An 18,290-nucleotide genomic window follows, 5' to 3' on the forward strand; every position below is an offset into this window, starting at 1 on the left:
CGCCTGCCGGCCGCGCCGCCCCGGGCCGCAGGACAGGCCGGCGGCCAGCGCCGCGCCGTTCAGCGCCCCGGCCGAGGTGCCGCTGATGCCGCGGATCTCGATCCCCGGCTCGTCCAGCAGCCGGTCCAGCACGCCCCAGGCAAAGGCGCCATGCGCGCCGCCGCCCTGCAAGGCCAGGTTGATCCGCTTCGCTTCCATGCCCATCCCGCCATTTTGCATATGCAGCATATCATGCTGCAACGCAGCATTCCAGCGCCTGGTTCCCGCATCGCGCCTTCATCGTTTCCCAAATACCCGAATCCCGGCGCGAAGGCCCGCGCCAGCTGCTTCTTCGTTCCCCAAATACTCAAAAGAAGCCGGCGCTGCGGATCAGTCCTCGGCCTGCGCCTCGGCCCGCGACTTGCCCGCCACGTCCAGCGCCAGGGTCGCGGCCATGAAGGCGTCCAGATCGCCGTCCAGCACGCCCTGCGTGTCCGAGGTCTCGTGCCCGGTGCGCAGGTCCTTCACCATCTGATAGGGATGCAGCACGTAGGAGCGGATCTGGTTGCCCCAGCCGGCATCGCCCTTGGCCTCGTGCTGGGCGTTGATGGCGGCGTTGCGCTTGTCCAGCTCCAGCTGATACAGCCGCGCCTTCAGCGCCGCCATGGCGTTGGCGCGGTTCTGGTGCTGCGATTTTTCCGAACTCGTCACCACGATCCCGGTCGGCAGGTGGGTGATACGCACCGCCGAGTCGGTGGTGTTGACGTGCTGCCCGCCGGCCCCCGAGGAGCGATAGGTGTCGATCCTGATCTCGTTGTCGGGGACGGTGATCTCGATATTGTCGTCCACCACCGGATAGACCCAGACCGAGCTGAACGAGGTATGCCGCCGCGCCGCCGAATCATAGGGCGAGATGCGCACCAGCCGGTGCACGCCCGATTCCGACTTCAGCCAGCCATAGGCGTTCGGCCCCGAGATCTTGTAGGCGGCCGAGCGAATGCCCGCCTCCTCGCCCGGGGTCTCGGACAGCAGCTCGACAGTGTAGCCCTTCTTCTCGGCCCAGCGGACATACATCCGCGCCAGCATGCTGGCCCAGTCGGCGCTTTCCGTGCCGCCGGCGCCGGCGTTGATTTCCAGGAAGGTGTCGTTGCCGTCGGCCTCGCCGTTCAGCAGCGCCTCCAGCTCCTTCTGCGCCGCCAGCTCGGCCAGGGCCTTCAGCGAGGCCTCAGCATCGGCGACGATCTCGGCATCGCCCTCGGCCTCGCCCAGTTCGATCAGCTCGGCATTGTCCTTGAGCTCGGTCTCGATGCGGCGATAGGTCTCGACCGCGTCGGACAGCATCTGCCGGTCGCGCATCAGCTTCTGGGCACGGGCCGGGTCGGACCAGATGTCGCCGGCCTCGATCATGGCGTTGAGTTCTTCCAGCCGGTGCGGCGCGGTCTCCCAGTCCATGCGCTGCGCAAGCAGTTTCAGCGATTTGCGGATCGCCTCGATGGTGGCTTGGGTTTCGGCGCGCATGGGTCGGTCTCTTTCAGGTCGGAACCGCAGACAGATAGCGCGGGCGCGCGTCGCGGGCAAGGGATGCGCGCGAGGCAAGGCCGCTGCCGGGGGTCCTCGGCCCCCCGGACCCCCGAGGGTATTTTCGGAGCAAAGAAGAACCCCGGGACTAGTAGAGGCCGCCCGAGGAGAGGGTGCCGAAATCGGCCTTCTTCGGGATCACCTTCCTCTTGCCGGTCGAGGTGGTCACCGCCTGGCCGCCGTCGCGGCCCGAGGTGAAGAGCGGCAAGGTGCCCGGATCGGCGCGGCCGAAGCCGCCGTCGACCAGACCGAGCCCGCTGAGATCCTGACCGTCGCGGAAATATTCGGCGATGACATTGTCGCCCTTGGCATCGGGGCCGAGGATGGCGCCGGTGAAGCGGTCGATGTTCACGAAATGCCCGCCCGGCGGCACCTTGAACTCGGTGCCGCCGAATTCCTTGACCGCCTCCTGCATGAATTCGTTGAAGACCGGCACGCAAAGCGTTCCGCCATAGGCGTTGCGGCCCAGGGTGCGGGGCTGATCATAGCCCAGGTAGCAGCCGGCGACCAGGTTCGAGGTGAAGCCGATGAACCAGACATCCTTGGCATCGTTGGTGGTGCCGGTCTTGCCGGCCACCGGCACCGGCAGGTCCACGCCGCGCCCCGAGCCGCGCTTGACCACGCCCTCCATCATCGAGGTCAGCTGGTAGGCGGTGATCGCGTCCATCACCCGCTCGCGGTTCGAGCGGATCTCGGGCGCGACGCCGGACGGCAGGCTCGGCTGGCCGCAGGTCACGCAGTCGCGGCGGTCGTGGCGATAGATGGTGCGGCCGCGGCGATCCTGCACCCGGTCGACCAGGGTGGGCTCGACCCGCTCGCCGCCATTGGCGAACATGGCATAGGCGGCAACCATCTTGAACAGCGTCGTTTCCTGCGCGCCGAGGCTGTTGGCCAGGAAATGGCCGAGATGGTCGTAGACACCGAATTTCTCGGCATATTTCGCCACCGTATCCATGCCGATGCCCTGGGCGATGCGAATGGTCATCAGGTTGCGGGACTGCTCGATCCCGGTGCGCATCGGCGTCGGGCCGTAGAACTTGCCACTGGCGTTCTTGGGCGTCCAGAGGCCCTGCGGCGTGTTCACGGTGATCGGCTCGTCGACGATGATCGTCGCCGGGGTGAAGCCCGAATCCAGCGCCGCCGCATAGACGAAGGGCTTGAAGCTGGAGCCCGGCTGGCGCTGCGCCTGGGTGGCGCGGTTGAAGACCGAGCTTTGATAGCTGAACCCGCCCTGCATGGCGATGACGCGGCCGGTATTGACGTCCATGGCCATGAAGCCGCCCTGCACCTCGGGCACCTGGCGCAGGGTCCAGCGGATGAAGCTGCCGTCGCTGTCGCTGGTCATGCGGCGCACCAGAACGACATCCCCGACCTCCAGCAGGTCCGAGGCCACCTTGGCCTTGGGCGCCAGCGTGCCGTCGGCACGGCGCTTCCTGGCCCATTGCACGTCCTTGGCCGGAATGGTGGCGGTGCCCTCCTGATCCTCGATGCCGATGGTCGCGTCGCTGTCGCCCAGGGCCAGCACCACGGCGGGAAACCAGCCCTCGATGTCGCGAGGCACCCGGGCCTCGGCCAGGGCGGCGCGCCAGTCCTGCTCGCGGCCCAGCGTCTCGGCCGGGATGGTGACGCGGGTGCCGCGCCAGACGCCGCGGCCGCGGTCGTACTGCTCCAGCGCCTTCTGCAGGGCGCGGGCGGCGACCTTCTGTAGCCGCGGATCGACGGTGGCGCGGATCGCCAGGCCGCCGCCGAAGAACTCCTCCTCGCCGAACTGCGCGGACAGCTGGCGGCGGATCTCGTCGGTGAAATAGTCGCGCGGCGGCAATTGCTGCTGGAAGGCCGGGAAATCGCCGTTCTGCACCGAGCGCAGTGGCTGCTTGATCTCGGCCTCGTAGGTGGCCTGGTCGATATAGCCGTTCTGCCACATCTCGTGCAGGACGTAGTTGCGGCGCGCGGTCACCCGCTCCTTGGCGCGAACCGGGTGATAGCGGCCGGGGGCCTGCGGCATGGCGGCCAGCATCGCCGCCTCGTGCGGGGCCAGTTCGGTGAGCGGCTTGTTGAAATAGGTCTGGGCGGCGGCGGCGACGCCGAAGCTGTTCTGGCCCAGGAAGATCTCGTTCAGATACAGTTCCAGGATCTGGTCCTTGGACAGCGTCGATTCCAGCCGGGTGGCCAGGATGAGCTCCTTGATCTTGCGCTCGACGCTGCGGTCGCTGGACAGCAGGAAGTTCTTCATCACCTGCTGGGTAATGGTCGAGGCGCCGCGCACGTTCTGCCCGCGCGACTTGATCGCATCCAGCGCCGCCTTGGCCATGCCCAGCGGGTCGAAGCCGTGATGGTTGTAGAAGTTCTTGTCCTCGGCGCTGACGAAGGCCTCGCGCACCAGAGGCGGGATCTCGTCGATGGGCACGAAGATGCGGCGCTCGGCGGCGAATTCGTCGATGATCCGCCCCTCGCCGGAATAGATGCGGCTGATGGTTTTGGGCGCGTATTGCGCCAGCTGCTCATGGCTGGGCAGGTCGCGCGAATACATCCAGAACACCGCGCCCAGGGTCAGGGCGATGAAGAAGACGGCGGTCACGAGCCAGGAAAAGATCGCACCGATGAAGGACAGCAGGAAGCGCAGCAAGGGGCAAGCCTCTGGGGATGACGTGGGTCTCTATAGACAGCAGGGCGGCGGCCGTCAAAGCAACCTTGCGCTACCTGCGCGAAAGCGCCGCCCGCGCCGCATCGTCCTGCGCCCAGAGGCTGATCGCGCGGGCCAGCGCCTGCGCGGTGCGGGCGCGCCAGTCCGGGTCGAACAGGTTGGCGCGGTCGCCGGCATCGGTGAGGAAGCCCAGCTCGATCAGCACCGAGGGAATGTCGGGCGATTTCAGCACCGAGAAGGCGGCGCCGCGCACCGGGCGGCCGTGCATGCCGATGCCGGCCCGGTTCAGCTCCGAGACCGCGAACTTGGCGAAGGCCTGCGAGCGCGGATGCGTCTCGGTCCGCGCCAGGTCCATCAGCACGCCGGCGATCTGGTCGTCGGTGCCCGAGAGGTCCAGCCCGGCCAGCAGGTCGGCACGGTCGTGGCGCGTCGCCAGCTCGCGCGAGGCCCGGTCGTCGGCCTGCGGGTTCCAGACATAGATCGACAGCCCCGCCGCCTCGCCCGCCGGCAGCGCATCGGCATGCAGCGAGATGAACAGGTCGGCCCGGGCAGTGCGGGCGATGGTCATGCGCCGCTCCAGCGGGACGAAGCTGTCGTCCTTGCGGGTGGCGACGACCTCGAATCCGGCGCGGGTCAGGATCTCGGTCAGCTCGCGGGCGAAGCCCAGCATCACCGCCGCCTCGTAGATGGCGCCGACCTGGGCACCGGGGTCGTGGCCACCATGGCCGGGGTCGATGGCGATGCGCAGCGGCCGCCGGCCGGTGCGGCGCGGCGGCAATGGCGTCACCTCGGCGGGCTTGGGCAGGTCCCAGAGCGCCGAAAGCGCGTTGCCGCGGGTGACGAAATTCTCGGCATCGACCGGCTCGATGCGCAGCTTGACCAGCGCCCCGTCGGCCCCGCCCTCGGCCGGGCTTTGCACGGCGGTGCGCAGCGCATAGGGGCCGGGCAGTTCCATCACCAGCCGCGACCAGCCGGGCCGGAACCGGCCCCAGCGCAGCGCCGGCACCAGTTCGCGCCCCGGCAGCGCATCGGCTTTGGTGCCGGAAAAGTCGATCTCGCGGAAATCCACCACCAGCCGCGGCGGGCCGTCGAGGAAATAGACCCGGTAGGGCACCGGCTGGCTGATCGTCAGCCGCAGCTCCATCGGCCGCGGCTTGCCACGCTCGCGGCCCTCGGCCACCAGAGACGAGCCCGCCAGGTCGACCGTCGCCAGGGCCGAGCGCGCGCCGTCATCGGCCAGCGCCGGCAGTGCCAGCCAGAGCAGCAGCAGGGCGCAAAGCCATCTCATCGCGCCGCCATGAAGGCGGCCAGCCGGTCCAGCCCCTCGGCGATCTCGGCCGTCCCTGCGGCATAGCTGAAGCGCAGGGTCCGGGCGCCGCGATGCGGGTCGAAGTCCAGGCCCGGCGTGACGGCGACGCCCGCCTTTTCAAGGATTTCCGCGGCGAATCTCAGGCTGTCCTCCGTCAGGTCGGAGACATCGGCATAGATATAGAATGCGCCTTCCGGCGGCGCGATGCGGTCGAAGCCGATCCGCGGCAGGCGCTCCAGCATCAGCCGGCGATTTTCCGCGTAAACGGCCAGGTTTGCCTCGGCTTCCTCGACACAATCCAGCGCCGCCAGCGCCGCGACCTGGCTGGCATGCGGTGGGCAGATGAACATGTTCTGCGCGATGCGCTCGACGGTGCGGATCATGCTGTCCGGCACCACCATCCAACCGACGCGCCAGCCGGTCATGCTGAAATATTTCGAGAAGCTGTTGATGACGAAAACCTCGTCGGTGACTTCCAGCGCCGAATGGAAGCCGGCGCCGTAGTCGAGCCCGTGATAGATCTCGTCCGAGATCACGCTCATGCCCAATTCCGCCGCCCGCGCGGTTAGCCCCGCCAGTTCCTCGCGCCGCAGCACAGTGCCCGAGGGATTGCCGGGCGAGGCGAGGATCAGCCCCTGCGCATCCGCCGGCAGATCCTGCGGCCGGGGCTGGTAGCGGTCCTCGGCCCGGGTCGGGATGCCGACGGGTTCCAGAGACATGGCGCGCAGGATCTGGCGATAGCTGGGATAGCCGGGTTCGCCCAAGGCCACCCGCTCGCCCGCGTCGAAGAGCGCCGAGAAGGCCAGGATGAAGGCCCCCGAAGAGCCCGGCGTCACCACCACGCGGCTCGGGTCGAGGTCGAGCCCGTACCAGCGCCTGTAGAGTGCGGCGATGCCGGCGCGCAGCTCGGGCAGGCCAAGCGCCACCGTGTAGCCCAGCGGCCGGTCCAGCGCGGCGGCCAGCGCCCGGCGCGCGCCCTCGGGGGCCGGGGTCGAGGGCTGGCCGACCTCCATATGGATGATGTGCCGGCCTGCGGCCTCGGCCTTGCGGGCGGCCTCCATCACATCCATGACGATGAAGGGATCGACCTGCCCGCGGCGGGATTGTCTCATGTCTGCCTGCCCTCATGGTTTTGGCCGGGTATCGGACCTGCGGGCGGCCCGGTCAAGCCCGCGTGAAGCCGGGGCGCATCGCTTGCAACACCGCCCGGGACAGGCCAAGTTGCCCGCAACAGGAAAGGACCCCCGGATGAAAGCCCTTTTGACCGCCGCGCTGCTGACGGCGACCGCCCTGCCCGCATTCGCCTTCGACCCGGCGAACATGAGCGAAGCCGAGAAGGCCGCCTTCGGCGAGGCGGTGCGCGACTACCTGATGGCCAATCCCGATGTCCTGATCGAGTCGATCAACGTGCTGGAAGAGCGCCGCGCCGCCGACGAGGCCAAGAACGACCAGCTGCTGGTCGAGAGCAACCGCGATGCGATCTTCGACGACGGCCACAGCTGGGTCGGCGGCAATCCCCAGGGCGACGTGACCCTGGTCGAGTTCATCGACTACCGCTGCGGCGTCTGCAAGCGGGTGAACCCGGAACTGGAGAAGCTGATCTCGGCCGATGGCAATATCCGCTGGATCCTGAAGGAATTCCCGATCCTGACCCAGGAAAGCGACATGGCGGCGCGCTTTGCCGTCGCGGTGCAGCAGGAAGCCGGGCCCGAGGCCTATAAAAAGGCGCATGATGCGCTGATGGCGTCGCGCGGGCCGGTCAACCTGGAAAGCCTGACCAAGCTGGCCGGCGAGCTGGGCGTGGACAGCCAGGCGGTGCTGAACCGGATGAACACCGAGGAGGTCTCGGCGGTGCTGCGCAAGAACCACCAGTTGGCCGAGCAGATGCGGATCATGGGCACGCCCACCTTCATCATCGAGGGCGAGATGCTGCGCGGCGTGCCGGCCGAGGGGCTGGAAGGCGCCATCGCCCGGGCGCGGGCGGCCAAGGCCGAGGGCTGAACCGGCGCCGCCGGCGCGGGTTGCGCGTGCGGCATGGGTATTTGAGGAACGAAGAAGCACGGGGCGGCTCGCGAGGGCCGCCCTTTCGCCTACTCGGCGGCGGCGGCTTGCGCAGCCTCGAGTTCGGCGGCGCGTTTCTCGACCAGTTCGACGATGTGGTCGACCATCTGGTCGTTGGTCATCTTGTGGTCCTGCTTGCCGGCCAGATAGACCATGCCCGAGCCCGCACCGCCGCCGGTGAAGCCGATATCGGTCATCAGCGCCTCGCCCGGACCGTTCACCACGCAGCCGATGATCGACAGGCTCATCGGCGTCTTGATGTGCTCGAGGCGCTTTTCCAGGATCTCGACCGTCCGGATCACGTCGAAGCCCTGGCGCGCGCAGCTGGGGCAGGAAATGATCTGCACGCCGCGGGTGCGCAGGCCCAGGGATTTCAGGATCTCGAAGCCGACCTTGACCTCTTCGACCGGGTCGGCGGACAGGCTGACGCGGATCGTGTCGCCGATGCCCATCCAGAGCAGGTTGCCAAGCCCGATGGCGGATTTCACCGTGCCGGCCGTCAGCCCGCCCGCCTCGGTGATGCCCAGGTGGATCGGGGCGTCGGTCGCCTCGGCCAGCTGCTGGTAGGCGGCGGCGGCGAGGAAGACGTCGCTGGCCTTCACGCTGATCTTGAATTCGTGGAAGTCGTTGTCCTGCAGGATCCTGATATGGTCGAGGCCGGATTCCACCATCGCATCCGGGCAGGGCTCGCCGTATTTCTCCAGCAGGTGCCGCTCCAGGCTGCCGGCATTGACGCCGATGCGGATCGAGCAGCCGTGGTCGCGGGCGGCCTTGATGACCTCGCGCACCCGGCTTTCGTCGCCGATATTGCCGGGGTTGATGCGCAGGCAGGCGGCGCCGGCCTCGGCGGCCTCGATGGCGCGCTTGTAGTGGAAATGGATGTCGGCCACGATCGGCACCGGGCTTTCGCGGCAGATCTCGCGCAGGGCGCTGGTCGAGGCCTGGTCGGGGGTCGAGACGCGCACGATGTCGGCGCCCACGTCGGCGGCGCGCAGGATCTGGTCCAGCGTCGCCTTCACGTCGCCGGTGTCGGTATTCGTCATCGTCTGCACGCTGATCGGCGCGTCGCCCCCGACCGGCACATTGCCCACCATGATCTGGCGCGATTTGCGCCGGTCGATATTGCGCCAGGGGCGGATCGGATTATGCGACATGGCTGTGGCCTTTTCCTGCGCGAGCGGCGGGGATTCCCCCGTGAGAGATAGGCGCAAGCGACCGGGCGGGCAACCCATCCGGCCCAGTGGTGTCCCGGCGATGCCGCATCCGTGACCGCGGGCGCGCGGCCTATTCCCGGGCGGCGGCGGGATCTTCCGGCTTGTCGGCCGAGGCGAGCGAGACCATGCGCGCCAGTTCCGGATCCTTGCTCAGATCGGCAAAGGCGAATTTCGCCGTCAGCGCGGTGGGCGACAGCTCGACATTCTTGACCACCCTGGCGCCGGGCGCAGCCGGGCCATAGGTCCGGCCGTTCACCGCGAAATAGACCGCGCCGGAATTGCCGGCGCGCAGCACCGGCGGCTCTTCCAGCTTGGGCAGGGCGAAGCGTTCGCCCGCATCCATGGTCTTTTCCAGCAGCACCGTGCCATCGGCCGAGGTCACCCGCACCCAGGCCGGCCGCGCGGCCAGGATCTCGATCTCGGGGGCGTCGGGGGCGACGGTGCGCACCGCCAGCTGCTCGGCCGGCATCTCGGGGCCGTAGACCCGCTCTTGCAGGGCGGCGGTGCGGGTGGTGGGCTGGGTAGTCTCGGGCTGGATCGCCGGCTCGGTGAGGCCGGGGTCGATGGCGGCGATGGGGCCGTCGCGGGCGACCAGCACCGGCAGTTCCAGCGCCTGCGGGCGATAGGTGCGGTCCAGCCCCTCGGGGCGCGGCAGGTTGACCTGGGCCGATTCCACGGTTTCCGGCTGGGCGGCTTCCTGCACCGGATCCAGCGCCGCGATCACCCCGGGGGCCTGGTCGCCGGGGGTCAGGTTGACCTTCTGCACCTCTTGCAGCACGGCCCAGCCGCCATAGCCGAGACCGCAGGCCAGCGCCACCATGACCAGCAGCGAGCCGATGGCGCGCGGCTCGACCGAGCTCCAGATGCTTTCGGGCTTGGGCAGGAAGATCGGATGCGGATTGGCCAGCGCCTCGGCCGGGTCCGAGGGCCGGCGCTGCGGTTTCGGCCCCGAGGCGGCGGGCGCCATGCCATGCGTGGGCTGGAAGCCGGATTCCTGGCAGAAGCGCCGGAAGGTCCAGTCGGAATCCATGCCCAGATAGCGCGCATAGGAGCGGACATAGCCGGCGATGAAGCTGGGCGTGTCGAAGGCAGAGATGTCGCAATTCTCGATGGCGGCGACATAGGAGGCACGGATGCGCAATTCGCGCTGGACGTCCAGCAGCGACTTGCCCAGCGTCGCCCGCTCGCCCCGCATCAGATCGCCAAGACGAATATCCGGATCGTCGAAACCGGGCGGCAATGCCGCCGGTTCCTCATGGCCATGCGACGGGGGATTCCCCCTCAGCCCGATCATCGCGCCTGCCCCATTCTTTGCTGCTCGCCTTCCCGAATCGGAAGACTCTCACCATTTGATTAAAGCAAGGTTATCACGGGCGCGAGAGCTGTTCACCCTCAAACCGCGTCAGGCCGCGGAAGTCGAACGGTTCAGTTTGCATTGCGACCAGAGGTTGTCCATGGCGCGGACCAAGTGGTCGATCTGCCGGGGATCGTGTACCGGCGAGGGGGTGAAGCGCAAGCGTTCCGTGCCGCGCGGCACGGTGGGGAAGTTGATCGGCTGGACGTAGATGCCGAAATCGGCCAGCAGCATGTCCGACAGCGCCTTGCAATGCACGGGATGGCCGACATGCACCGGCACGATATGGCTGCCATGGTCCATGATCGGCATGCCGAGGCCGCGCAGCCGCATCTTCAGGATGCGGGCGTTCAGTTGCTGGCGGTCGCGCAGCAATTGCCCCTCGGCCGTCTTCAGGAAGGCGATCGAGGCCGCCGCGCCCGCCGCCACCGCCGGCGGCAGCGAGGTGGTGAAGATGAAGCCCGGTGCATAGGAGCGGATGGCGTCCACCATCTTCGCCGAGGCGGCGATGTAGCCGCCGAACACGCCGAAGGCCTTGCCCAGCGTGCCGTTGAAGATGTCGATGCGATGGCTCAGCCCGTCGCGCTCGGCCACGCCGCCGCCACGGGGGCCATACATGCCGACCGCATGGACCTCGTCCAGATAGGTCAGGGCGTTGAATTCGTCCGCCAGGTCGCAGATCGCGGCAATGGGGCCGAAATCGCCGTCCATGGAATAGATCGATTCGAAGGCGATCAGCTTCGGCGCCTCGGGATCGTCGGCCTCCAGCAGCTCGCGCAGATGCGCCACGTCATTGTGGCGGAAGATGCGCTTGGCGCCGTCGAAGCGCTTGATGCCCTCGATCATCGAGGCGTGGTTCAGCGCGTCCGAATAGATGATCAGCCCGGGGAACAGCTTGCGCAGCGTCGAAAGCGTCGCGTCATTGGCGATATAGGCGCTGGAGAAGACCAGCGCCGCCTCTTTCCCGTGCAGGTCGGCCAGCTCGGCTTCGAGCCGCTTGTGATAGACCGTGGTGCCCGAGATGTTGCGCGTCCCGCCCGAGCCGGCGCCGGTGGCGTCCAGCGCCTCGTGCATCGCCGCCAGAACCACCGGGTGCTGGCCCATGCCCAGATAGTCGTTGCCGCACCAGACGGTGATCTCGGTCTCGCTCCCGTCGGGGCGGGTCCAGATCGCCTGCGGATAGGCCCCCTTGCGCCGCTCGATGTCGATGAAGGTGCGGTAGCGCCCTTCCTCGTGCAGCTTGCCGATGGCCTGATCCAGGGCGGCTGAGTAATCCATCTGCGGTCCCTTGCCTTGCTTGAACTTGCTCGCTTGGGGGATCATGCTCCGATCCCGCGGGTCACGACTTGATACGTGTCAAATCAGAGAAAATATAGGGTCAAAATGCCGCATTACGACCATGGAAGCAGTCAAATTCTCTGATCAAATCATTCAGGAATAGAGAAAACATGCCGAACAGCCCGAAAATCGACGAAGTACTTTCAACGCTGGACGCGGGTCTGCCGCAGGCGCTGGCGCGACTTCAGGATTTCCTGCGCATCCCCTCGATCTCGACCGACCCGGCGCATCGCGGCGACGTGCGCCGCGCCGCCGAATGGCTTTGTGCGGAATTGCAGTCCCTGGGCTTCGACGCCTCGGTCCGCGACACGCCCGGCCATCCGATGGTGGTGGCGCATTCGCCGAAAGGCGCGCGCCGGCCGCTGCTGTTCTACGGCCATTACGACGTGCAGCCGGTCGACCCGCTGGAACTGTGGGACCGCCCGCCCTTCGAGCCCGAGATCCAGGACACCCCCGAAGGCCGGGTCATCCGCGGCCGCGGCGCCGCCGACGACAAGGGCCAGCTGATGACCTTTGTCGAGTCCTTCCGGGCCTGGAAGGCGGTGCATGGCGAACTGCCCTCGGACCTGACATTGCTGTTCGAGGGCGAGGAGGAATCCGGCTCGCCCAGCCTGCAGCCCTTCCTGCGCGAGAACGCGGATGAACTGCGCGCCGGGCTGGCGATGATCTGCGACACCGGCATGTATTCCGACGGCCGGCCGGCGATCACCACCCAGCTGCGCGGCCTGCTGGGCGAGGAGATCGTCCTTCGCGCCGCCGACCGCGACCTGCATTCCGGCAGCTTCGGCGGGCTGGCCGCCAACCCGATCCAGATCCTGGTGAACGCGCTGGCCACGGTGAAGGATGCCGGCGGCCGCATCACCCTGCCCGGCTTCTACGACGGGGTCGAGGAACTGACCGACGAGCTGCGCGCCGATTGGGACGCGCTCGGCTTCGATCCGGGGGAGTTCCTGTCGCGGGTCGGCCTGAAGCAGCCGGTGGGCGAGACGGGCCGCACCGGGCTGGAGATGGTCTGGAACCGCCCGACCTTCGAGATCAACGGCATCTCGGGCGGCTATACCGGCGAGGGCTTCAAGACCGTGCTGCCGGCCGAGGCCCGCGCCAAGGTCAGCTTCCGGCTGACCGGCAGCCAGGACCCGCTGGCGATCCGCGAGACCTTCCGCGCCCATGTCCGCGCCGCCATCCCCGCCGATTGCGCGGTCGAGTTCCACGGCCACGGCGCCAGCCGGGCCAGCCGCATGGACATCTCGGACCCGGCCTTCGCAGCGGCCAAGGCGGCGCTGTCGCAGGAATGGGGCCGCGAGGCCGCCTATATCGGCGCCGGCGGCTCGATCCCGATCGCGGGCGATTTCAAGACCATCCTGGGCATGGATTCGATGCTGATCGGCTTCGGCCGCGACGACGACCGCATCCATTCCCCGAACGAGAAATACGATCTGGAAAGCTTCGCCAGGGGCGCGCGCAGCTGGGCGCGCATCCTGGCGGCGCTGAGCTGATCGAACACGGCAGCAGGCTGGCGGCCTGCTGCCCCGGACCGTGCCGGACATGCGAAGGGCGCCCGCGGGCGCCCTTTTCTCCGTCGCCTTGCCGGCCCTGGTTCAGGCGGCGCGGGCGGTCAGCACCGTCTCGACCTTCTTCTGGGCGCCGGCCTCGTCCATGCCGCTGACGGCGGCGACTTCGCGGGTCAGGCGGTCCAGCGCCGCCTCGTAGAGCTGGCGCTCGGAATAGGACTGCTCGCGCTGGTCGTCGTTGCGATGGAGGTCGCGCACCACCTCGGCAATCGACATCAGGTCGCCCGAATTGATCTTCTGCTCGTATTCCTGGGCGCGGCGCGACCACATGGCGCGCTTGACCCGGGCCTTGCCCTTCAGGGTGTCCAGCGCCCGCTCGACCAGGTCGGGGGTCGACAGGCCGCGCATGCCGATTTCGGTGGCGCGCGCGGTCGGCACGCGCAGGGTCATCTTGTCCTTCTCGAACGAGATCACGAACATCTCGAGGCGCAGCCCGGCAACCTCTTGCTCTTCGATCGAAACGATGCGACCCACGCCATGCGTCGGGTACACCACGAAATCATCGGGGCGGAATTCGGTCTTCTTGGCTTTCGACATTGGGCTTCCTTCGCAGTTGCGCCGGCGGGCGGCACAAAAGACCCCAAGGCGGGATGATCCCCCCCTTACGGGCCGGTGTCGTTGTTCTTGCATTTCCGGCCGGGCAGTCGGCCAGAACAGGCAGCAACGCCGGACGGGCCACAGCAGGCAGCCCGACCGGCGCGATATGGCGGCACCATAGCATAAAATTCGCGCCGGTTCAAAGGTTCGCTGCAAAGCGGCACCGATCCTGTCCGAAGCCGTGAAATCATTGAAAATCAATCACTCGAAAACCCAGCGCCGCCAGAATCGGTGCATTGACCGGGACGAATCGACCTGCCCCGATCACGGGTCCGGTCTAACGATTCCGACCCCGCCCCGCCACCGATCCGCAGACAAAAGCGAGGAATGATGCGCATTCAACACAGTCGTTAGCCCTGGAAACGACCGTCGCCGGGCCAAGCGGGACTGCAGGTCTCAATCCCCTTCGCCGGGGGCCTCCGAGAAGTATTTCTCCAGCTTGCCGGGCACGCCATCCATCTCCTGATAGCCGGGCATCGGTTCCTTCTTGCGGGTGATGACCGGCCAGAGCTCGGCATACTTGCGGTTGAACTCGACCCAGCTTTCCATGTCCGGCTCGGTATCCGGGCGGATGGCGTCGGCGGGGCATTCCGGTTCGCAGACGCCGCAATCGATGCATTCGTCGGGATGGATGACCAGTGTGTTCTCGCCCTCATAGAAACAGTCCACGGGACACACCTCGACGCAGTCGGTGTATTTGCACATGATGCAGTTATCTGTGACGACATAGGTCATGGCGCGATATTCCTGTTTCCTGAGCGGCTAGTTACGCCCGAGCCAGCCATCATTCAAGGCCGGGACGGGCGAAAAGACGGCGATGCGGCGGCAGCTCCGGCAGGCCGGGACGGCGTTCCGCCATCCGCCGCCAGGCAGGGACCGCGTTCCGGATCCGGCCGAAGACAGCCGCGAATCAGAACGCGATTTCCTCGTAGAGGGCGGCGGCCTCGCTGGCCGGGCCGCGGCGCTCGCCCAGCAGCAGCACCCGCAGCACCCGCACCCGGCCATGGGCCGAGACGGTGACCGTGTCGCCATGCCGCACCGGCTGGGCCGGCTTGCTGCAGGGCTGGCCGTTCACCCGGATGCCGCCGCCGGCGATGGCGTCGGCGGCCAGGGTGCGGGTCCGGAACAGCCGGGCGTGATGCAGCCAGCGGTCGAGCCGAATCGCGCCGGCCCCTGCCCCGCTCACGTCTTGTTCTTGAGCGCGGCGAGGACGGCGAAGGGGCTGTCCGGGTCGGCCTGTTTCTCGGCCCGCGGCGGGCGGGCCTCGAAGTTCTTGGGCCCGTCATGGCGCGGCTTGCCCTTGTGCTTGCCCTTCGGGCCGCGGTCGGGGCGATCCCCCCTTTCGCCGCGATTCTCGTCGCGGCGCTTGCCCTCGAAAGGCTTGCCCTCGCGCCGCGGCTCCTGCCCGGCCTCGCGCTCGCGGCGCGGACCGCGCTCACCCTGCGGACGGCCCTGGCCATGACCCTGACGCTCGGGGCGGCGCTGGCCACCGCGCGGACGCGGGGCCCAGGTGAAAGTATAGAAGGCCTCCATCTCGGGCGCGGGCGCGCCGGCCTCGGCTTCAGCAGCGGCCTCGCCTTTACCTTCGCCCCCGGCCTCGCCCTCACCCGCGGGCTCCGCGGCCTTGCGGGCGGCCTGCTCGGCCTCCCACCGGGCACGGGTCTCGGCGGCAAGGACGCTTTCCTCCTCGGTCAGCGGATGCTCGCGATCGGCGCCTTCGGGCTCCGGCACCGGCCCGGGATCGGTACCGGCAGCGGCGGGCGCGGCCTCGGCGCGGGCCTTGACCCGCTCGCCCTTCTCGGCGCGATAGCCCAGCCCCTGCATCAGCCCGGCGAACTGCTCCAGCGTCATGCCGGTGATCGACAGCATGTCGGGCGTCGCCTCGAATCCGCCGCGGCTGTCCTGGCCACGCAGCATGTCGGCCAGCCGCTCCAGCATGTCGATGCGGATCGCCCGCTCGCCCGCCGGATGATAACCCGAAAGCGTGTAATAGCCCTTGGGCACGTCCGGCAGGTTCGGGATGGTCACCAGGCCCGGAGGCGGGCTTTCCGGGAACTCGGCCAGCCCCTGGTCGAGGCCCCAGAGCACCAGCCGCAGCCGGGTCGGCGCCGGCTTCAGCAGCGCCGGCTGGAAAATGGTGAACTGGCCGAAGCGCACGCCATGCTTGCGCAGCAGGCCGCGCGCCTCCTGGTCCAGTTCCTTGACCTCGGCCGCGACACCCTCGCGCGGCAGCACCCCCAGCGCCTCGACCAGGCGGAAGGCAAAGCCGCGGGCCAGGCCGGCCAGCGTCTCGTCGTTCTTCAGCGCCAGCAGCGGCTCGAACAGGGTGGCGATCTTGCGGTCGATGAAATGCTGCAGCCGGCGGCGCACCTTCTCGGCGATCTCGGGCCCGGCCTCCTCGTCGACGAAGGGCTCGACGCCGGGTTTCAGCGGCTCGGCGCCCTTGACCAGCTTGCCCACCGCCGAGGCGCCCCACATCAGGCCGCCCTGTTCGGTGAAGTCCAGCTCGGTATCCGGCGCGTTGTAGAACCTGTCGGCGCGCAGATGGAATTCGGGGCGCAACGCCTCGTAGGCGGCGCGTTGCAACATGCGCGCCTCGTCCCCGGTTGCGCTTGGATCGGCGTGGAAGCGGAAGCCCTCCAGACGGCCGGCGAACTCGCCCTCGACCGTCACTTCGCCCTTGTCATTCACCTCGGCCAAAAGGCTCTCCTTCTGCTTGAGCCGGCGCAGCAGCACGGAAGTGCGCCGGTCCACGAATCTTTGCGTCAGGGCCGCGTGCAGCGCGTCCGACAGTCGATCTTCTACCGCGCGCGTCTCGGCGCGCCAATGGCTTTCATCCGAAACCCAGCCCGAACGCTGGGCAACATAGGTCCAGGTGCGTATATATGCCAATCGTTTCGACAATGTGTCGATGTCGCCTTGCGTTTTATCAATCCGGGCGATCTGACCCTGCAGCCAGTCGCCGGGCACCCTGCCTTCGCGCAGGAAACCGTAGATGCGCGCCAGCAGCGTCGAATGCTCGGCCGCCGAGATCGAGCGGAAATCGGGGATCCGGCAGACATCCCAGAGCAGCCGCACGTTGCGGGGGTGCGGCACGTGGTCGCGGATCTCGGGCATGGCCGAAAGCGCCTTGAGCGCCCGCAGGTCGTCCGCCTCGCGGCCGCGGGCCAGCCAGCCGCTTTCGGGCGCGGTTTCGAGACTCTGGATCAGCCGCTCGACCGTGCCGAATTCCAGCGCCGCGTTGCGCCACATCAGCCGCTGGATCGGGGCGAAACGGTGGTTTTCGATGGCCTCGACCAGCCCCTCCTCCAGCGGGCCGGCATCGCCGGTGACGCCGAACGTGCCCGGCTCGGTATGCCGGCCGGCGCGGCCGGCGATCTGGCCCAGCTCGTGCGGGAACAGCTCGCGATAGCGGCGGCCGTCGAATTTCTCGGTGGCGGAAAAGGCGACGTGGCAGATGTCGAGGTTCAGCCCCATGCCGATGGCGTCGGTGGCGACCAGGTAATCCACCTCGCCCTGCTGATACATGGCGACCTGGGCGTTGCGGGTGCGCGGGCTCAGCGCCCCCATCACCACGGCGCAGCCGCCCTTTTGCCGGCGGATCAGCTCGGCAGTGGCATAGACCTCCTCGACCGAGAAGCAGACGATGGCTGAGCGCGGCGGCATCCGGCTGATCTTCTTCGAGCCCGCCCATGACAGGGTGGAGAACCGCTCGCGCCGCATGAACTGCGCCTGCGGCACCAGCGCGGCGATGGCCGGGCGCATGGTGTCGCTGCCCAGCAGCAGGGTTTCGTGCAGCCCGCGCATGTTCAGCAGCCGGTCGGTGAAGACATGGCCGCGTTCCGGGTCGGCGCAAAGCTGGACCTCGTCGATGGCGACGAAATCGGCGCCGACCTCGGGCATGGCCTCGGTGGTGGCGACCCAGTATTGCACGCGCTCGGGGACGATCCGCTCCTCGCCCGTCACCAGCGCCACGATCGAGGGGCCGCGCGCCTTGACGATGCGGTCATACACCTCGCGCGCGAGCAGGCGCAGCGGCAGGCCGATGACCCCGGTGCGATGCGCCAGCATCCGGTCGATGGCGTAATGGGTCTTGCCGGTATTGGTCGGGCCAAGCACGGCCGCGACCCGGGATCTGTCGTTCATCAGGCGTCCGTGCCTTGCAATTCCTGTTCGATGCGCGTCACCGCATCCTGCGCGTCCTGCTGATGCGGGTGAATCTTCAGGCTCGCGCGGAAGGCGTCCAGCGCGCGGCGGCGGTCGCCCAATTCCTCCAGAATCGTGCCCAATTGGGTCAGCGCCCCGAAATGCCGCGGCTCGAGCCGCAGCACCTGTTCCAGATCGCCCAAGGCGGGGCCGTAGTCGCCCTCGAGATAGAAGGCGATCGAGCGCAGATACCAGCCGGCGGCGAAATCCGGCGCGTGATCGGTCAGCGCAGTCAGGTGGCCCAGCGCCGTCGCCGTGTCGCCGGCATCCAGCGCCGACTCGCCCCGCTTGTAGAGCAGGTCCATGGCGGCCGAGCCCGAGCGCGACCAGATGCGCAGGATGTCGGTCTCGGCCCGGGCCCAGCTTTCGCCCTCAGGCTGGGCCAGTTCGGCGAAAAGCATGTCCAGATCCTCGCGCGCGCGCAGTCGTGCGGCTGCGG

The 18,290-nt window shown here is 68.2% G+C and carries 15 protein-coding genes; 2 read left to right on the top strand and 13 right to left on the bottom strand.

Annotated elements, in window-relative coordinates; all coding sequences use genetic code 11:
• The 5 genes from I9P22_RS03215 to I9P22_RS03235 all read right to left on the bottom strand — a co-directional run.
• A partial coding sequence (locus I9P22_RS03215) for a patatin-like phospholipase family protein (protein ID WP_199257956.1) occupies positions 1–198 on the bottom strand: 198 nt, incomplete at its 3' end.
• 171 nt (positions 199–369) lie between these two features.
• Positions 370–1,497 carry a peptide chain release factor 2 gene (gene prfB, locus I9P22_RS03220; RefSeq protein WP_199257957.1) on the bottom strand — a complete coding sequence of 376 codons (1,128 nt, stop codon included), beginning with the start codon at positions 1,495–1,497 and terminating at the stop codon, positions 370–372.
• 148 nt (positions 1,498–1,645) lie between these two features.
• Entirely contained in the window at positions 1,646–4,183 is a 2,538-nt protein-coding gene (locus I9P22_RS03225; protein WP_199257958.1) for a penicillin-binding protein 1A, read from the bottom strand.
• Between the two features lie 70 nt (positions 4,184–4,253).
• A complete protein-coding gene (locus I9P22_RS03230; protein ID WP_199257959.1) occupies positions 4,254–5,489 on the bottom strand; it encodes an N-acetylmuramoyl-L-alanine amidase in 1,236 nt (411 codons plus the stop codon).
• Entirely contained in the window at positions 5,486–6,622 is a 1,137-nt protein-coding gene (locus I9P22_RS03235; RefSeq protein ID WP_199257960.1) for a pyridoxal phosphate-dependent aminotransferase, read from the bottom strand. The genes I9P22_RS03230 and I9P22_RS03235 overlap by 4 nt, the downstream gene beginning before the upstream one ends.
• Positions 6,623–6,758: 136 nt before the next feature.
• Between I9P22_RS03235 and I9P22_RS03240 the strand changes: the two genes are divergently transcribed.
• Positions 6,759–7,511, top strand: coding sequence for a DsbA family protein (locus I9P22_RS03240; RefSeq protein WP_199257961.1), 753 nt, complete (start codon positions 6,759–6,761; stop codon positions 7,509–7,511).
• A gap of 89 nt (positions 7,512–7,600) precedes the next feature.
• Here I9P22_RS03240 and ispG read toward each other — a convergent pair whose 3' ends face one another.
• The 3 genes from ispG to hemA all read right to left on the bottom strand — a co-directional run bounded on the left by ispG (position 7,601) and on the right by hemA (position 11,417).
• Positions 7,601–8,725 carry a flavodoxin-dependent (E)-4-hydroxy-3-methylbut-2-enyl-diphosphate synthase gene (gene ispG, locus I9P22_RS03245; protein ID WP_199257962.1) on the bottom strand — a complete coding sequence of 375 codons (1,125 nt, stop codon included), beginning with the start codon at positions 8,723–8,725 and terminating at the stop codon, positions 7,601–7,603.
• A gap of 130 nt (positions 8,726–8,855) precedes the next feature.
• Positions 8,856–10,079 (bottom strand): helix-turn-helix domain-containing protein, encoded by a 1,224-nt coding sequence (locus I9P22_RS03250; protein ID WP_199257963.1) that lies wholly within the window; start codon positions 10,077–10,079, stop codon positions 8,856–8,858.
• A 108-nt stretch (positions 10,080–10,187) separates the two neighbouring features.
• A complete protein-coding gene (gene hemA / locus I9P22_RS03255; protein WP_199258021.1) occupies positions 10,188–11,417 on the bottom strand; it encodes a 5-aminolevulinate synthase in 1,230 nt (409 codons plus the stop codon).
• 170 nt (positions 11,418–11,587) lie between these two features.
• Here hemA and I9P22_RS03260 point away from each other — a divergent pair, with 170 nt between their 5' ends.
• Complete coding sequence (locus I9P22_RS03260; RefSeq protein ID WP_199257964.1) at positions 11,588–12,973, top strand: dipeptidase; 1,386 nt, start codon at positions 11,588–11,590, stop codon at positions 12,971–12,973.
• A gap of 102 nt (positions 12,974–13,075) precedes the next feature.
• Here I9P22_RS03260 and I9P22_RS03265 read toward each other — a convergent pair whose 3' ends face one another.
• The 5 genes from I9P22_RS03265 to I9P22_RS03285 form a co-directional block, all read right to left on the bottom strand.
• Entirely contained in the window at positions 13,076–13,585 is a 510-nt protein-coding gene (locus I9P22_RS03265; protein ID WP_036749634.1) for a CarD family transcriptional regulator, read from the bottom strand.
• Positions 13,586–14,041: 456 nt separating this feature from the next.
• A complete protein-coding gene (gene fdxA, locus I9P22_RS03270; protein WP_199257965.1) occupies positions 14,042–14,380 on the bottom strand; it encodes a ferredoxin FdxA in 339 nt (112 codons plus the stop codon).
• A 175-nt stretch (positions 14,381–14,555) separates the two neighbouring features.
• On the bottom strand, positions 14,556–14,831 hold the full coding sequence (locus tag I9P22_RS03275; protein ID WP_199257966.1) for an RNA-binding S4 domain-containing protein: 276 nt from the start codon (positions 14,829–14,831) through the stop codon (positions 14,556–14,558).
• Entirely contained in the window at positions 14,828–17,791 is a 2,964-nt protein-coding gene (locus I9P22_RS03280) for a helicase-related protein (RefSeq protein ID WP_199257967.1), read from the bottom strand. The genes I9P22_RS03275 and I9P22_RS03280 overlap by 4 nt, the downstream gene beginning before the upstream one ends.
• On the bottom strand, positions 17,791–18,252 hold the full coding sequence (locus I9P22_RS03285) for a tetratricopeptide repeat protein (protein WP_233253175.1): 462 nt from the start codon (positions 18,250–18,252) through the stop codon (positions 17,791–17,793). The genes I9P22_RS03280 and I9P22_RS03285 overlap by 1 nt, the downstream gene beginning before the upstream one ends.
• Between the last annotated feature and the right edge of the window lie 38 nt (positions 18,253–18,290).

The organism is Paracoccus binzhouensis (assembly GCF_016446475.1).
In the GTDB taxonomy this organism is placed as follows: domain Bacteria; phylum Pseudomonadota; class Alphaproteobacteria; order Rhodobacterales; family Rhodobacteraceae; genus Paracoccus; species Paracoccus binzhouensis.

Excerpts from the sequence above, each read along its gene's own strand:
- prfB (WP_199257957.1), bottom strand. The coding sequence starts at position 1,497 with ATGCGCGCCGAAACCCAAGCCACCATCGAGGCGATCCGCAAATCGCTG.
- I9P22_RS03230 (WP_199257959.1), bottom strand. The coding sequence starts at position 5,489 with ATGAGATGGCTTTGCGCCCTGCTGCTGCTCTGGCTGGCACTGCCGGCG.
- I9P22_RS03235 (WP_199257960.1), bottom strand. The coding sequence starts at position 6,622 with ATGAGACAATCCCGCCGCGGGCAGGTCGATCCCTTCATCGTCATGGAT.
- I9P22_RS03240 (WP_199257961.1), top strand. The coding sequence starts at position 6,759 with ATGAAAGCCCTTTTGACCGCCGCGCTGCTGACGGCGACCGCCCTGCCC.
- ispG (WP_199257962.1), bottom strand. The coding sequence starts at position 8,725 with ATGTCGCATAATCCGATCCGCCCCTGGCGCAATATCGACCGGCGCAAA.
- I9P22_RS03250 (WP_199257963.1), bottom strand. The coding sequence starts at position 10,079 with ATGATCGGGCTGAGGGGGAATCCCCCGTCGCATGGCCATGAGGAACCG.
- hemA (WP_199258021.1), bottom strand. The coding sequence starts at position 11,417 with ATGGATTACTCAGCCGCCCTGGATCAGGCCATCGGCAAGCTGCACGAG.
- I9P22_RS03260 (WP_199257964.1), top strand. The coding sequence starts at position 11,588 with ATGCCGAACAGCCCGAAAATCGACGAAGTACTTTCAACGCTGGACGCG.
- I9P22_RS03265 (WP_036749634.1), bottom strand. The coding sequence starts at position 13,585 with ATGTCGAAAGCCAAGAAGACCGAATTCCGCCCCGATGATTTCGTGGTG.
- fdxA (WP_199257965.1), bottom strand. The coding sequence starts at position 14,380 with ATGACCTATGTCGTCACAGATAACTGCATCATGTGCAAATACACCGAC.
- I9P22_RS03280 (WP_199257967.1), bottom strand. The coding sequence starts at position 17,791 with ATGAACGACAGATCCCGGGTCGCGGCCGTGCTTGGCCCGACCAATACC.
- I9P22_RS03285 (WP_233253175.1), bottom strand. The coding sequence starts at position 18,252 with ATGCTTTTCGCCGAACTGGCCCAGCCTGAGGGCGAAAGCTGGGCCCGG.